The following is a 16,215-nucleotide window of genomic DNA, read 5'->3' on the forward strand; positions in this document are numbered from 1 at the left end:
CAAATAGAGAGTCGGTCGTGAATAAAGACCGAGCAAAAAAGTATGAGTCAGAAACCACATCGATGTGGTGAAAAGGAAGAATAAAAGGAATCACTATGACAATTATCCGTACCGTGACCAAAAAGACAGTGGCTGCTAGCGCGATGAGCCTATTGGCATTAAACGCCTATGCTGCGGTTGAACCTCAACAGTGTGAGAACGTGCGCTTTGCTGATGTCGGTTGGACCGATATTACCGCAACGACGGCTATCACCACTGAGCTGCTAAAAGGGTTGGGTTATCAGACCAAGACAGACCTGCTTTCTGTGCCTGTGACTTACTCCTCAATGGCTAACGGTGACATTGACGTTTTCCTCGGCAACTGGATGCCAACTATGGAAGGCGATATTGCTAAGTACCGTGAAGCGGGAACCGTGGAAACTGTGCGCGCTAATCTAGAGGGCGCGAAGTATACGCTGGCGGTTCCTAAGTATGTTTACGATGCTGGTGTGAAGAGCTTCGCCGATCTCGCTAAGCACGCAGACAAATTCAAAGACCGCATCTACGGCATTGAGCCTGGCAACGATGGTAACCGTCTAATCCAATCGATGATCGACTCTGATGCTTTCGGTCTGAAAGACTTCAGTCTGGTTGAATCAAGTGAAGCGGGCATGGTTTCGCAAGTGTCTCGTGCGGCTCGTCGCAACCAATGGATCGTCTACTTGGGTTGGGCGCCGCATCCAATGAACAGCAATGTTGAGATGGAGTACTTAGACGGTGGTGACGACTTCTTCGGTCCAAATTACGGTGGCGCTAATGTCTACACTAACGTACGCGCAAACTACTTGTCTGAGTGTTCAAACGTCGGTCAGCTTCTGCAAAACCTCGAATTCTCTCTAGAGATGGAAAACGAGCTGATGGAAGCGATTCTTAACCAAAACGTTCAACCAAACAAAGCGGCTCAGCAGTGGCTCAACAGTAATCCGCAGCAAGTGGAAGCGTGGCTTAAGAACGTGAAAACGCTCAAGGGCGATTCAGCTCAAGACGCTGTATCAGCATACCTAAAGCAAGTTAAAGCGTAATTAGAAGGAAATGGTGAGTTGTATTCGCAGCTCACCATAGAAAAGGCAATATTGTGAATTTTATTACCGACAACAAAATCCCAGTGGGTCAATGGATGGAAGCGGGCGTCGACTGGCTAACCATCAATGCGGCAGGGCTGTTTGATGCCATCTCTATTTTTCTAGAGACGGTTATTCTGTTTCTGGTTGATGTGTTTAAGTGGATGCCACCGGCTCTACCGATTTTAATCACCGCAGCTCTTGCGTGGTACCTGCATCGTAAGATCTCACTGGTGGTGTTTGTTGTGGCGGCGCTGCTGACCATTCTTAATCTTGGCTACTGGCAAGAAATGCTGGAAACCTTTGTCCTCGTCTTCGCTGCGACAACGATTTCCGTATTAATTGGCGTTCCAGTGGGCATTATGGCGGCACATCGTCCATGGCTCTATACCGTGTTAAGGCCGATCCTAGATTTGATGCAAACCGTGCCAACCTTTGTTTATCTGATCCCAACCTTAGTACTGTTTGGACTAGGGATTGTACCGGGGCTTATCTCGACCATTATCTTTGCCATTGCAGCACCGATTCGTTTGACTTATCTCGGAGTAACCAAGGTGCCAGAAGAGCTGATCGAAGCGGGCAAGGCGTTTGGTGCGAGCCGAATGAAACTCTTGATGAAAGTTGAGTTGCCTGCGGCTCTGCCGAGCATCATGGCTGGTGTCACTCAGTGCATTATGTTGTCGCTATCGATGGTGGTAATTGCAGCGCTAGTAGGTGCGGATGGTCTAGGAAAACCGGTTGTTCGTGCATTGAATACAGTGAACATCTCTCAAGGTTTTGAAGCCGGTTTAGCGATTGTTCTCGTAGCGATAATCCTTGATCGATTGTGTAAAACACCGAACCAGAAGGAGGCTTAAGCATGAGTCATGACAAGCAAAAAATGGATGCGATTACCATTAAAAACCTCGATGTCGTGTTCGGTGATAATACCCAATTAGCACTTGAAAGACTCGACCAAGGTAAGTCTCGCCAAGAGATCATCGATGAGACGGGCCAAGTGGTTGGGGTCGACAATGTGTCTTTGAGTATTCAAGAGGGTGAGATTTGTGTGTTGATGGGGTTGTCCGGTTCTGGAAAGTCGTCGCTGCTGCGCGCGGTGAATGGCTTGAACTCAATCAGTCGTGGCTCACTGGAAGTGAAGGATGGCGACAAACAGGTCGATCTTGCCCAGTGTGATGAAACGACGTTACGCCACCTTCGTACACATCGCGTGTCTATGGTATTTCAAAAGTTTGCTCTTATGCCTTGGCTTACCGTTTTAGATAACGTGGCGTTCGGGTTGGAAATGCAAGGCATGGCGAAAGACGCACGCCGAGCGAAAGCGCGTGAGCAGCTAGAAATGGTGGGTCTTGCAGAGTGGGAAACCAAGTTCCCCCACGAGCTATCAGGGGGCATGCAGCAGCGTGTTGGTCTGGCAAGAGCGTTCGCGATGGATACTGATATTCTGCTGATGGATGAGCCCTTCTCTGCACTTGATCCTCTGATTCGTGCGCAGCTACAAGACGAGCTGATTACTCTACAGAACAAGCTCAATAAAACCATTTTGTTCGTTAGTCATGATCTCGATGAAGCCCTTAAAATCGGCAACAACATTGCGATCATGGAGTCAGGCAAACTGATTCAACATGGCAAACCAGAAGAGATCGTACTCAAGCCAAAAACTGAGTATGTGAAGGACTTTGTTGCTCATACGAATCCATTGAACGTGCTTAAAGGACGATCTTTAATGCAGCCTCTTGAGTCGCTAGAGCAGCAAGACGATAGCTGGAAAGTATGCGCGAGCAAAGATGTGTGGGTAGAACAAGTTGAAGGGGCGCTTACCATTAAAGGAGAGAATGATCTTAACCTTCATACATGGCAGGCGTCAGATTCGGATGAGCTTGATCTTGAGCCGTCAACCTTAGTTGTTGCCAGCCCTGAAATTGGTATGCGTGACGCAATCAAACTCAAACAGCAAAGTGATTACCCAATCTTGCTGGTGGAAGACCAACAGTTGGTGGGCATTTTAGATGACAGCGAGTTCTATAGCGCGTTGACGGGCAATTTTCAGCTCAATAATGCGGCTTAGGAAATCGAATCTCCAGTCGCTAATCGGTAAATGAGAGAGCTCGAAATGGTTGTCTCATTTACCTCACAGTTATGTATCAATCGTGCTCTACCCTATGTGATTTCACAAAACTGCCACGCGACGCAGGTTTAGGGTTTGAGAAAAGATTGAGAATAGTCTGAACATAAGTACAATGCGGAAAAATCAATGAAGTAATCTATCAATTTACAGTGTAATTTCCATCTTGCTGGCAGCATAAAGGCGATGGTTTTCTTTGCATTGTAAAATCACTCACAGCATATAAGAACAAAGGTCTGCATCTTGGACAAACATGACGAAATCCTGGTCGCTATTCGCCAAATTATTCGCGCTATCGATTTACACTCGAAGAAGCTGAGTAAAGAGTATGGTTTGACTGGCCCTCAATTGATTTTAATGAGAGCAATCCAAGAGATGGGTAATGTGACGATCAAAGAGCTATCGAATCACACCAATGTGAGTCAGGCAACCACGACTACCATCATCGACCGTCTTGAGCAGAATGGTTATGTGCAACGTGTACGTAGTGTGTCGGATAGACGTAAAGTTCATGCGAATCTAACCGAAAAAGGTCAAGATCTGCTAAACAGTGCACCACCGCCACTTCAAGATAATTTTGTTAATAAATTCCAGAACTTAGAGCCATGGGAGCAGAGTCTACTTCTCTCTTCTATGCAGCGTATCTCTTCGATGATGAACGCAGAGGATATTGATGCTGCGCCAGTTCTGCAGCTCGAAGGCATCACAAATACTGTCAAAACGGACGAGTCAGCGAAATAACTAACTGAAGTATCAAGCTGAAGTAACTGTTTCGATTCGAATACAAGACCACGCATTTGAGCGTGGTCTTTTCGTTGGTGTTGAGTCTGTTCGGCTATTTATTCTTTGTCTCTTGTCGGTTCTGGAACTTAGCAATCAGACCTAATACATCGTCCTCGGTGACAGGAGTTCCATAGTAGTAACCTTGCAGGTAGTTACAACCCAAGCGAGTGAGGAAAGTTTCTTGCTCTCTGGTTTCGACTCCTTCAGCAACCACCTTAAGAGAGTAGTTTTTCGCGAGGCGATACAACACATTCACCATCTCCTGCTTGGATGGGTTGTTATTGAAGATCTGATCAACAAAGGATTTATCGATCTTTAAGGTATCGAACGGATAACGAATCAATTGGTTGAAAGAGGTAAAGCCAGTACCAAAATCATCAATGGCTAAGTCCACCCCAATTTTTTTCAGATCAAATAGCACGTCCAATTCAGTGGTTTCGTCAGGAACGAACGCCGTTTCCGTAACCTCGAATTCGATATTCTCGGCAGGGACTCCAGTGCTGATTAGCATACGATTGACGTCGGCAGGAAAACCCGGTGACATCAACTCTAAACTAGAGATGTTAATCGAGAATTTGAGCGAACGGTTTCCTCTATCAATAAGTCGTTTCGCAGCCATTAAGCCATTGCTTATTACCCACATGTCGATATCGCGGATAATACCTGTACGTTCGGCACAAGGGATGAACTCATCGGGACCGATATTCTGCTTGGCTAGCTCAGGGCAGCGCAGTAGCAGTTCGAAACCACGTAAGGTTTTAGAAGGCGCATTGATGATGGGCATGAAAGAGAAGCAGAATCCGTCTTCGTTGAGTGCTTTAAGTAACGTCTGCTCGATAAGTTGCTCTTTGGCGACGACTTCTTCGAGATCGGAATTATAAAAGTAGTGGCGAGCCTCAGACTCTTTCGCCACATACATGGCTCTATCTGCTTGAATCATTAAAGAGTCAGTAGTGAGGTTCTCATTGTGTTCATTGATTTCAACTACACCCAAACTGATACCTACGCGATAGCGTTGATCCCCAAGGAAAAAGTTGGATTCGAACTGCGCTTCAATGCTTTCAAGTACGCTCAAAATATCGGAGAGGCGAGTTATACCGTAGGTGTATATTGCGAACTCATCGCCACTGAGTCGAGCAAATAGATAAGATTCGAATAGACGTCCGCGTGAGCGCTGCAGAATTTGTTGAGTCGAGGAGGCAAAGCGTACTAAGAGCTCATCACCTGCATCGTGACCATAGTTATCATTCACCGCCTTAAATTTGTCGAGGTCGATATAGATAAGGTAACTGGCACCGTGATGCTCTTCAGAGAGTAGCCTTTTTAGGTTTTGCATGAAGAAAGTTCGATTATCAAGACCAGTAAGCGCATCGGTTTCCACCAGAGTTTTGACGCGTTCAAATACCGATTGATAGCTTGGATCTAATTGGCCTTCCTTGTTTGGTTGAGTATTTTCATTGGGTTTTAGTGCATTGAGTTCTCTAGTGTACGCCTGAAGAGGCTGGAGCACTTGTCTATAAAATAGAAAGTAGCCGCCACTAATTAGGAACAATGTAATGGCTAAGGTAACGCCCCCTATCGAAATCTTGGCTTGGTTGAGTTGACTTTGGTAATTTTCAGGGAAAACATGTAAGGATGCCGAGATGAAAGGGTCCATGTGTTTGAAAGCGACCCCGTCAGAGTAATCCACTTCCATCTTCATGGCATGGTTATCAAAGGCGTGATAGTTCGTCAGAGCAACCACTAACGGTTCCGCTTCGTGCGACGAAAACATGCTTCGTTCTTGCCCTGTTAGAAAGCGGTAGTCAAAAGAGAATCCGAAGGGGAGCTGTTCCTTCAAGGTCGCTTTGAAGCCATCGAATACAGAAATTGGTAATATGAGAACTGCAATGCGGTCTTGGTAGCCCTCTAAAGTGTGAGCGGTAATAGCATAGAGCTTACCATCGATGATAGAGAGCTTTTCCGAATTGTTGGGATCAGTGAGGTAGGTACGGCCTGTATCGAGAAACAGCTGATTTGATTGATGTTCTAAAGTTTGCACTGAGCTCGCAATGAGGTTAGAGTGCGAATCGATGATGGCAAAGGAGTATGAATTGTTGGTGTTGTAGTCAAACCGTGTGCTACTAAGCTGTGTATCGATCGATGCAAACGCGTCGTAGACTGTTCGATTCAAGTCTGCGCGTTTTATAAAATTCTCTCTTTCCGCGATGTTGTTCAAGAAGGCTTTCTGATCCCTAAGCTCTTCTCCCATCTGCTTAACGACAAACTCAAGTTGTACACACCATTTACTTACGATTTGGTTTTTAATTTGCTTTTCGTAAGACAGGTAGTAAGCAATGCCACTTGAGAAGACAATGATGAAAATGGCGGGTATAAAAATGCGAGCGGCTTTGTTCGTTAAATCCATATAACACTCCAATCTCCCAGTCGTACTCCAAGGTTACCGACTGTTATGCTACTTTGCACATAATTGAAGTTAGGTCAGATCTCCGACCTTTGCAAAGGGATTTGAGAGAGAATTTAAGTCCGTGACTGAATATCACGTTTCTACTGTTTGAATTGGAAAGATAATAGATAGATTTATTAATTTTCAAAGTCTTATGGCACTTGGCTTGTTCAGGTAAGTGACTTTAATATCAGCTTTCGGAGTGTGTTTGAAAATAAAGTCGCCTTTCATTGGGGAGAGTTAAGCCTATCTCATTAAACTTATTAACTACTGCAAGTGGCTCTTTGATTTGGCGGGGCATTTTATAAAACCCCACAGTGTAACTATGTTACTTTTGAGGGATACGTAACTCATGTAAATAATCGTATTTGTAATCATCCGAAGTACGTTTCTGTTCGTATACAGAGCAGTTAACTTTGACGGAGTCTTTATGTCGGCAAAAGAAAGAAATATCCCAACCCACAGAATTTCACGCTTCGGTAAGTTTGCGTCGCTGGCGACTCGTGTTGCTGGCAATGTGTTAACTGAAGGGACCAAGCAGATCGTACAAGGCAACCGACCGAAAGCACGAGACTTATTGCTGACACCACAGAATATAGGCCGTCTCACCGAGCAGCTTGCGCATCTACGAGGAGCGGCAATGAAGCTTGGCCAAATGCTGTCGATGGATGCTGGTGATGTTCTTGAACCGGAACTTGCGGACATATTAAGTAGGCTGCGCTCGGATGCGGACCCTCTTCCTTCCAAACAACTGAATCAGGTTTTGGAAAATTCACTAGGATCGGATTGGAAGTCGGAATATATCGCTTTCAACTTCAAGCCTATCGCGAGCGCCTCAATTGGACAGGTGCATCAAGCGTACAGTGACGCGGGTGATAAGTTGGCGGTGAAGGTGCAATATCCTGGCATTCGCAAGAGTATTGATAGCGATGTCGATAACGTTGGCACTTTGTTAAAAGTTGTCGGATTGATTCCCGAATCAGTGGATTACAAAGGCTTGTTGGAAGAGGCAAAAAAGCAGCTGCATGATGAAGCCGACTATCAACGAGAGGCGCAATTCGCGATACGTTACCATCAAGCGTTGCAGGCCGATGCTCATTTTGTTGTACCGAAAGTTCATCTACCTAGTTCTTCTGATGCAGTGCTTGCAATGGAGTTTATTGAGGGGCAATCGGTCGAATCGGTAGAACATGCGTCACAGGAAACGCGCAATTTTGTTATGACGAGTCTGCTTGAACTGCTGTTTAAGGAGCTATTTGAACTCAAGATGGTGCAAACCGACCCTAACTTCGCGAACTATCTCTATAACGAAAAAACTAACCAGATCGGCTTGCTCGATTTTGGAGCGACGCGAGAATACAGCGATAAATTCAGTAACGGTTATCGTCAGGTGTTTCGCTCTGTGATTGAAGGCGATGAAATAGGTCTTAATCGAGCTTTGGAAGATATTGGCTTCTTTAGCGACACCATTGTTGATAGCCAACGGCAAGCAGTACTGAACCTCGTTAAAATGGCTTGTGAGCCTATGCTGGTCGAAGGTGAGTATGACTTTAAGAGCAGTGACCTTGCCAAGCGACTGCGAGAAGCGGGAACGATTTTGAGTATGGAGCAAGAGTATTGGCACACGCCTCCTGTTGACGCCTTATTCCTTCACAGAAAAATTGGAGGCATGTATCTGTTGGCTGCGAGAATTGGCGCCAATGTCAACATCCGACAGCTGGTGGCCCCCTATCTAAACAGCTGATAGCGGTACAAGTTGACGTGGGCGTAGGTGAAGTATCGAGAGCTGAGTAAAAGTAAAAAGGCCAGAACCTAACAGGGGCTGGCCATTATTTGTTTAGCGTTTGACTTGCTCTACAATTTCGCGGGTCAAGCGAGCAATCTCATCCCATTGCTTGTTCTCTACCAACTTTTTATCCACCATCCATGTTCCTCCGCAAGCAAGTACTTCTGGCACCGCTAAATAGTTATCGATGTTACCTGGTGTAATTCCGCCCGTTGGCATAAGTCGGATATTACCGTATGGACCAACCAATGACTTGACCATACTAATGCCACCAGAAGCCTCTGCAGGGAAGAATTTGAGTGTTGTTAATCCCATTTCTAGAGCAGCCTCGACTGTGCTTGGGTTGTTCACCCCAGGGATAATGTCGATACCAATTTCTTGGCAAGCTTTTACAGTGTTTGGGTTAAAGCCAGGTGACACTGCAAAGGTTGCCCCTGCCTCTTTAGCAGCCAAAGCTTGCTCACCATTGATGATAGTCCCTGCGCCGATAAGCATGTCAGGTTGTGCTTCGCGCAGTAGGCGAATGGCTTCAACCGCCGCGTCAGAGCGGAAAGTGATTTCAGCTGCTGGTAGGCCGTTTTCTGCTAACACTTTGCCGAGTGGAATAATATCTTGCGCGTTGTCGATGGCGATAACTGGAATTACTTTTAGTGCTTTTAATTGATCGTTAATAGTTGGCATGAGTTGATTTCTCGATAAGAGTAGAAAGAGTGTCTGTGACAGATTGTGGGATGATTGCCCCATGATGCTGGATGACTGATCCAGCCAGCGCGTTACCATGTTGACACGCTTGTGCAACGCTTCCGCCAGTTAGGTAACGTGCAAGGAATCCACCATTAAATGAGTCTCCCGCAGAGGTCGTATCAACCACGTTGGTTACCGGTGTTGTTGGGATAGAGACAGGATCTTGGTTTGGATTTTCGCTGATCAAGCATCCCTCAGAGCCCATCTTAACGACTACGATTTGTACGCCGAGTTTATGCAGTCTAGCAATTGTGTCTTGCGGCGTTTTGTCTTGCCAAATCAATTGTTCGTCATCGAAGGTAACGAGTGCAATGTCGGTCGCTTGATAAGCAAGTAAGTACGCTTCTTGGGTTGTAGCGATGCTTTGCCAAAGTTTCGGGCGGTAATTGCTATCAAATGCAGTCTTAACGCCGTTGTTACGTAACTTGTCTATCTTGGCTAGCAGTTCAACTCGGTCTGCGTCAGGCAAAATGGCCAGAGAAATTCCGCTGAAAAAGACCATGTCAGCATTATCAAGCTGAGTCATTACATCCGTAAATTCAGGGTGTTGAACTATATAGCGCGCCGCGGAGTCATTGCGCCAATACAGAAAGGTGCGCTCGCCCTCATCGTCCAATTGAATTAGGTAGAGCCCTGGAGAGCGTTTGGGGTCGCTTAGCACAAGGTCTGTTGATATCCCTTCATTTTGCCAACGACGGGTCATTTCTTGGCTGATTGAATCGGTGCCAAGCGCGGTTACGTAGCTAGTACGAACGTCAGAAAAAGCGACACCTTGTTTGTTGAGGCTGCGGTTCAAATATATCGCGGCGTTCAGTGTGTCCCCGCCATAGCTTTGGAGCATGTTACCAAAGGGCGCACCATTTAGCTCAATCATGCATTCGCCGATGATTGCGATATGGGTCATAGAATAAACCTTAGAATGAAGGTTAGAGAAGTAAAGCGTGATCATCAGGAGCGACGATCACGCTTGGCTCGTTTAACCCCACAGTGGTGAGGCTAGGGGATTTACTTATTGTCGAGCTTTACAAGTAGCATTGTCAGAACATAAGAGAGTGCAAATACACCTACTACGCCCATCAGTGCTTGAACAAAGTTCTGAGTACCGCTAGCTAGGTAAGCAGGTAAGCTGAATACCGAAGATAGAATGTAGCTCGTTAGGTGAGTGTCAATCGTTACAGAAATAGCACCGAATACGCCGGCAGCTAGGCTCGCAGTCATCATTGCTTTGGTGTACTTGGTTAGAACACCAAATAGAGCCGGCTCTGTGATACCTAAGATAGCCGTGACACTTGAACCCGCAGTAATTGAAGACTGCTCTTTAGAAACATACTTACGTTGTTTGTGCCAGATAGCCATGGTTGCGCCCGCAATCGCCATGTTACCCAGACACATGATTGGCATTAGCAGATCCTTACCGTACAACGCGAAGTTGTTGAGGCTGATTGGAGTCATGCTGTGGTGGATACCAAACACAATCGTGATCGGGCGAGTTAGACCAAAGATAAAGCCTGTTAGCGTAGGCGAGATCTCAAGCAGTGAGCTCATCACCCAACCAGCACCGTTACTTAGCCAGATACCTGCAGGACCAACAAAAGATAGGGTGATTGTTGAAGTCACGGTAAACGCAAGTAGAGGGGTAAATACCGGTTTTGCTGAAGATGGTACTAGTCGGTCAACGAGAGGAGTCACCTTAGACAGCAACCAAATCGCTAAAATAGCGGGTACGATCGCCCCGCCGTAGTTCAGCAGTTCGATAGGCACAACACCAAGCACTGTTAGCTCTGGCGCAGCGCCAGCGTCTTTAAGTAGTGTTGCCTTCTCAACCAGCAGTGGCGCCAGCATGGCTGAAGAAACTGCTAGTGCGATGTATTCATTAACTTTAAACACCTTAGCTGCAGAGAAAGAGACCAGCATAGGTAGGAAGAAAAACACAGCTACAGAGATAGAGCGGAAGAAGTACACCGTATCTGAGGTTTCAGAGATAACATTGGTCGCGATAAGCCCTGATAACAAACCCATCAGCATACCGGCACCCGCGATAGCAGGAACAACCGGACCAAAGATACCAGCGACGATGCGCATCACGCCTTGGAACAGTTTGCCTTTTTCTATTTCGTCAGCGACAGAGTCGTCAGCTTGTTGTGTGCCTGACAGCGCGTTAAACCATTTTTCAACTTCTACGCCGATGATCACTTGAGTTTGACCCTGTTGGCTTACCATGCCTTTTACGTCTGAAATCGCTTTGACAGCATCTTCATCAGCCAAAGACTCATCTGCCAATTTGAATCTCAATCGAGTCATACAGTGAGTGATACTCACAATGTTATCTTCACCGCCAAGAGCAGAGACTAATAACTGTATATTTTCATTAAAACTTTTCTTTTTGGGTGATGACTTTGAGTTATTAATAACAGCATCATTCTTTTCAACAATTTGCATACAACACCTGTTACTGGGAGATATTTAACTCGAGCAATCATAGCGATAAGCGTTTTTAATCCAATGGGATAAAAAGAGATCCCAATCACAATTAAATTTCTAATAATTTATTTTTTACCATTTTTCGGCAATTGGTATGTTTTGTTTGTGAAAAAAAATCACTTAACGTACCAATTATTTTTGACCAAAATTTAGCGCTTGAAATGTGGTTTTTAACACGGTTAGATAATAGGAATTGACTAAGTTTAGGTTATTTAATTGTGAAAGAAACTATTATATCTGACGTCCAATGCGTTATTACAAAACCAGATAGACATAACCTCATTACCGTAATCGTTGAAACGAATGAGGGTGTGACTGGCTTTGGTTGTGCGACATTCCAACAAAGGCCATTGGCTGTAAAAACCATGGTTGACGAATATTTAAAACCTATTCTCATTGGAAAAAATGCCAATAATATTGAAGACTTATGGCAAATGATGATGGTTAATGCATATTGGCGCAATGGTCCTGTTATTAATAATGCGATATCTGGCGTTGATATGGCGTTGTGGGATATCAAAGCAAAACTTGCTGGCATGCCGCTGCATCAACTATTTGGTGGTAAGGCTCGCGATGCTATTCCAGTCTATACACATGCAACCAGCGATACGATGGAAGGTATTTATGACCTAGTCGATTCATTTTTAGATAAAGGCTATCGTCATATACGTTGTCAATTAGGCTTCTATGGTGGTGTACCGACGGAGTTACATGCGACTCAAAACCCGACTGAAGGTTCGTATTACGACCAAGATCAGTACATGGACAATACCTTAACCATGTTTAAGTCGTTGAGAGAGAAATATGGCAATAAATTCCACATCTTACATGATGTGCACGAGCGCCTATTCCCAAATCAAGCTATTCAGTTTGCCAAAGAGGTTGAGCAATACAAACCTTATTTTATAGAAGACATTTTGCCGCCAAACCAAACGGAGTGGCTAGATAACATTCGTAGCCAAAGCTCGGTATCATTGGGCTTGGGGGAGCTGTTTAACAATCCTGAAGAGTGGAAATCTCTGATTGTTAATCGCCGTATTGACTTCATCCGTTGTCACGTTTCACAGATTGGTGGAATTACACCAGCTCTGAAATTGGGGCATCTATGTCAGACCTTCGGTGTGCGTATTGCATGGCATTGTCCGCCAGATATGACACCAATCGGTGCAGCAGTAAACACTCACTTAAATGTGCACTTACATAATGCTGCTATTCAAGAGCATGTGGAGTACAACGCTAACACTCATAAAGTATTCCCGAACGCAGCAGAACCCGTTGATGGTTACCTATACGCTTCAGAGATCGCTGGTATCGGTGTCGAAATGGATCGTGAAATGGCACAGGAATTCCCAGTGATGTACCGTCCTCACGAGTGGACACAGAGCCGACTCCCAGATGGTGCAATTCATACACCATAGAAATTACCCTCAAATCAAATAGCCACGTTCAGTGGCTATTTTTTTATGTAAAGTTCTTATAAGTAATGTTTAGCTTTATCAATGAATAATAGCCTCTTCAAAGCTTATGATCTTCACTAGAAAAGCCTATACTTTCCCATTGTTATCAAGCAGTTTCTAATAACGTTATACCAGATATATTATTAATTTGACTATAAGTATCCCTGTAGTGTGGACACTCGTATATCAACGTTCATTGTTCCCAACTTATTAAACTAAAAATATTACTTCATTAGCAAAAGAGAAATATGAATATAGGTTGCTCTCTATGCCAATCATATCCTACAAGCTAATTTCAGTATTATTTTAATTATGAAAGGTGTTGTGCATATTCATTAATCATGGATTGGGTTTATATTGATTTTCTGTACAGAGGTAAACAATGATTTTTCACAATTCATACATTATCTATTTTTGTCTTATTAAATAGATAATGTTTTATTTTATCCATTTGTTTTTATTTTTAACTTATTGAAAGTAAAGGGTTTTAAGATAAATATAAAAAAGTGATTTAGGTCTGCAAATATAATTCCATAGCATTGTGAGCGCTTAGTTATTTCGTAAATATACGTCGTAGAAATTAAGTCGAATACTGTCCATAAACTTCAACTTGATTATCAGAAAGTTGCTATGCAACACATTACTATAAAATGCTATATAGGGTTAATATGAAAAGCACATTCAAGCTGTCTTTAGCTGCGCTACTGGTTTCATCTGCAATGGCTGCCAATGCAGGTATCGCAATTGTGGATAATGAAGAGGGGAACTTCTCAGTTGGTGGTAACGTTGAATTGAACTTTAACTACCAAGATAGAGAGTCAAACGAAAACGGCGATGCAGAGTTCAACCAAGATGGCCGAGTTCTGATTGAGTTCGCCGGTGAGAAGTACACCACAAGTGGTCACTATGTAGGAGTAAAGGCGCAGCCTCTATTCGAGAGTACGGGTAATGTTGCCCTCGATGATGCTTATTTTGAGTTTGGTAAGAAAGATAGCTGGGCGATCAAAGCGGGTCGTTTTGAAGCATACGATATGTTCCCTGTCGGGTTAGATGTATTCCTTGAATACTCCGGTGATACTTCGAATGAGCTATACACTGGTGATAGTGCTTACGTATACCAGATGAAGGAAGCACGAGGTCGTGGCTCAGATGGTCAGCTGATGTATAACCAGAGCTTTGGCAACCTTTACTTAGAAATCGGAACCATGATTGGTGACCGTTCAGATCTATTCTCTGATACTTATCACGGCACAGCCGTAGACCACGACAACGCGAAAGACTCGTTCCTTGTTCGTCCAGTTGTCGCGTATAACATGGGTGATTTTACAGTCGCGGCATCGGTGGAAACTAACCTAATTAGTGATGCGATTGTTGATGTAAACGGCAGGACATTTCAGATCGTACCGGTTATGGTTTGACGGGTAACTGGAACCATGGTTCATGGAATGTAAACGCTAACTTTGCTTACCTTGATGCCGTTGATGAGACTAATGCCAGCGTTGGTTTGAACGCGTTGTATAACAATTTTGGCTTGGGCTATGTTTATGGTGCGAATGAGTATGACTCAACATGGGCACAAGGCGATGTAAAAGTGAACACAGGTTATGCGTCTTACGAGTTCCAAAACGTATTAGAAGTTGAGGATTTCTCTATCCTACTGGGCACTTATTACACCACGGTCGAAAACAAGACTAATAACGTAAGTGCATTCTCAGAAGATGATGACTTTGGTGCACGTGTACGTTTGTACTACGAGTTCTAAGAATTGCGCATAAGCAAATAGTAACAACCCGCCATCGAGCGGGTTGTTTTGTTTGTATCGTGTAACTTGCCGTTTTTAAACTCGTTACTTCTTATCTCTATAGCTCATGCTTTCGCTATTGAATGGTGTGTGATAGGTACATTGGTAGTTGATGTCGATAATATCACTGACGATAAACAGTTCGCCTGAAGCCAAGAACCCTCGATTGGTAATATTCATTGCCGCAGCGTTTTTCTTACAGCCAAGTAATTCAGCATCATCTTTCGAAACATTTACTGCTTGGTAGGTGGTGAGGTAGCTGTCGATTTCAAGCCCGATAGATAAGGCATGCTTTTGAATGGAGCTTTCGATGATATCGGCGTTCATCTCGGGGAATATACGAACGGGTATTCTTGCTTCTTCTACTTGCACCACTTTGTTGTTGATCAATCGTAGGCGTCTAATTTTCCAGATGTACTCATCATCTGTGAGTGAAAATATCTGCTGTTCATGTTGATCAGGGAGAGCTTTATTAAGCTGAAGTTTTTTGTAGGAGATCTCTTCGAAGCTGTTCTCAGTAATTGAGTTGTAAACAAGCGGTGTGCCGATAAGTGCGGTATTAACGAAGTAACCTGACCCCACTTTAGATTTGACCATGCCGATCGCTTCGAGCTTAGCCAAAGCCTTACGAATCGTAAATCGAGACAGCCCATAGATCTCAGAGAGTTCTCTTTCTGCTGGGAGTTTATGGTTGATGCTGTTCTGGCAGATCTTACTAACAATATCTTGAACAACTAATTCATACTTCTTCATTCTCAGAACCCAAAAACACTCATCATGACTAAATTATAGTTAGCTAAATCAGAGACTCAGCGCACTGCCTGTGGTTCAAAATTCTAACACATAAGGTGAAACAGCATGTTGGGAAATCACGCTGGAAAGTGATCAAAAACCGACCTTAACTAGTAAAACCAATATTGTTACTAACTGAGATACACGGATGAATAAATATCAACTTAGCTTGGCTACACTCTGTCTGAGCACGCTACCATTTGTGGCTAACGCGTCATCATGCCCAGATATACTAAAAGGCTCACAACGTCTCTTGAACTCTACTGATGAGGTTAACTTGTGTGAGGAGTTTCGTGGCAAGACCTTACTTGTCGTCAACACAGCAAGCCAGTGTGGATTCACGTCTCAGTTTGGTCAGCTTGAAGCACTCCATCAGGAGTACAAAGATAAGAACTTCACAGTGGTTGGGTTCCCTAGCAATGATTTCCGTCAAGACAAAGGCAGTGAGGCAGACAGTGCCAAAGTGTGTTATCTAGATTATGGCGTGACATTCCCGATGATGGCGCGCTCTTCAATCTCTGGGCCTGACGCCAACCCAGTGTTTAGTGAAATCAAGAAGCAAGCAGGCGTTGCTCCGCGATGGAATTTCTACAAATACCTGATTGATAAAGATGGCAATGTAGTAGGGACATTCGGAAGTTCGACTTCACCTTCAAGCGCTACTTTAGTCAATGCCATTGAGCAGCAACTGTAGGGAGGC

At 44.4% G+C, this 16,215-nt stretch carries 12 protein-coding genes and 1 pseudogene; 8 read left to right on the forward strand and 5 right to left on the reverse strand.

All coding sequences use genetic code 11. The features are described from left to right. Positions 1-95: 95 nt before the first annotated feature. From VFDL14_RS00160 to VFDL14_RS00145, 4 genes are all read left to right on the forward strand, one after another. Positions 96-1,061 (forward strand): choline ABC transporter substrate-binding protein, encoded by a 966-nt coding sequence (locus tag VFDL14_RS00160; protein ID WP_032553819.1) that lies wholly within the window; start codon positions 96-98, stop codon positions 1,059-1,061. Between the two features lie 53 nt (positions 1,062-1,114). Beyond that, a complete protein-coding gene (choW, locus tag VFDL14_RS00155) occupies positions 1,115-1,957 on the forward strand; it encodes a choline ABC transporter permease subunit (protein WP_032553821.1) in 843 nt (280 codons plus the stop codon). Positions 1,958-1,959: 2 nt separating this feature from the next. Continuing rightward, the gene (gene choV / locus VFDL14_RS00150; protein ID WP_050487510.1) at positions 1,960-3,168 is read left to right on the forward strand and encodes a choline ABC transporter ATP-binding protein; all 1,209 of its coding nucleotides are present in this window, start codon (positions 1,960-1,962) and stop codon (positions 3,166-3,168) included. A gap of 300 nt (positions 3,169-3,468) precedes the next feature. Continuing rightward, positions 3,469-3,966, forward strand: a complete 498-nt coding sequence (locus VFDL14_RS00145; protein ID WP_032553822.1) for a MarR family winged helix-turn-helix transcriptional regulator — start codon at positions 3,469-3,471, stop codon at positions 3,964-3,966. A 94-nt stretch (positions 3,967-4,060) separates the two neighbouring features. On the opposite strand, the gene VFDL14_RS23740 is transcribed toward VFDL14_RS00145, so the two are convergent. Continuing rightward, positions 4,061-6,415 (reverse strand): putative bifunctional diguanylate cyclase/phosphodiesterase, encoded by a 2,355-nt coding sequence (locus tag VFDL14_RS23740; RefSeq protein ID WP_050487511.1) that lies wholly within the window; start codon positions 6,413-6,415, stop codon positions 4,061-4,063. Positions 6,416-6,884: 469 nt separating this feature from the next. Here VFDL14_RS23740 and VFDL14_RS00140 point away from each other — a divergent pair, with 469 nt between their 5' ends. Beyond that, positions 6,885-8,198, forward strand: a complete 1,314-nt coding sequence (locus VFDL14_RS00140) for an ABC1 kinase family protein (protein ID WP_032553823.1) — start codon at positions 6,885-6,887, stop codon at positions 8,196-8,198. Positions 8,199-8,291: 93 nt separating this feature from the next. Here VFDL14_RS00140 and VFDL14_RS00135 read toward each other — a convergent pair whose 3' ends face one another. From VFDL14_RS00135 to VFDL14_RS00125, 3 genes are all read right to left on the reverse strand, one after another. Next, positions 8,292-8,921 (reverse strand): bifunctional 4-hydroxy-2-oxoglutarate aldolase/2-dehydro-3-deoxy-phosphogluconate aldolase, encoded by a 630-nt coding sequence (locus tag VFDL14_RS00135; RefSeq protein WP_032553824.1) that lies wholly within the window; start codon positions 8,919-8,921, stop codon positions 8,292-8,294. Continuing rightward, positions 8,908-9,888, reverse strand: coding sequence for a sugar kinase (locus tag VFDL14_RS00130; protein ID WP_032553825.1), 981 nt, complete (start codon positions 9,886-9,888; stop codon positions 8,908-8,910). The genes VFDL14_RS00135 and VFDL14_RS00130 overlap by 14 nt, the downstream gene beginning before the upstream one ends. 101 nt (positions 9,889-9,989) lie before the next feature. Continuing rightward, a complete protein-coding gene (locus VFDL14_RS00125; RefSeq protein ID WP_032553826.1) occupies positions 9,990-11,423 on the reverse strand; it encodes a PTS transporter subunit EIIC in 1,434 nt (477 codons plus the stop codon). Positions 11,424-11,683: 260 nt separating this feature from the next. Between VFDL14_RS00125 and VFDL14_RS00120 the strand changes: the two genes are divergently transcribed. Together VFDL14_RS00120 and VFDL14_RS0123605 are read left to right on the forward strand one after the other, a co-directional pair. Beyond that, complete coding sequence (locus VFDL14_RS00120) at positions 11,684-12,883, forward strand: enolase C-terminal domain-like protein (protein WP_032553828.1); 1,200 nt, start codon at positions 11,684-11,686, stop codon at positions 12,881-12,883. A 707-nt stretch (positions 12,884-13,590) separates the two neighbouring features. Beyond that, positions 13,591-14,684 (forward strand): annotated as a pseudogene (locus VFDL14_RS0123605) (carbohydrate porin). Positions 14,685-14,768: 84 nt separating this feature from the next. Here the strand turns inward: VFDL14_RS0123605 and VFDL14_RS00115 are convergent. Next, positions 14,769-15,476, reverse strand: a complete 708-nt coding sequence (locus VFDL14_RS00115; protein WP_032553830.1) for a GntR family transcriptional regulator — start codon at positions 15,474-15,476, stop codon at positions 14,769-14,771. A 187-nt stretch (positions 15,477-15,663) separates the two neighbouring features. On the opposite strand from VFDL14_RS00115, the gene VFDL14_RS00110 reads away from it, so the two are divergent. Continuing rightward, positions 15,664-16,209 carry a glutathione peroxidase gene (locus tag VFDL14_RS00110; protein WP_050487512.1) on the forward strand — a complete coding sequence of 182 codons (546 nt, stop codon included), beginning with the start codon at positions 15,664-15,666 and terminating at the stop codon, positions 16,207-16,209. The last annotated feature ends 6 nt before the right edge of the window (positions 16,210-16,215 follow it).

Origin of the sequence: Vibrio fortis, from assembly GCF_000695685.1 — a bacterium.
Taxonomy (GTDB): Bacteria; Pseudomonadota; Gammaproteobacteria; order Enterobacterales; family Vibrionaceae; genus Vibrio; species Vibrio fortis_A.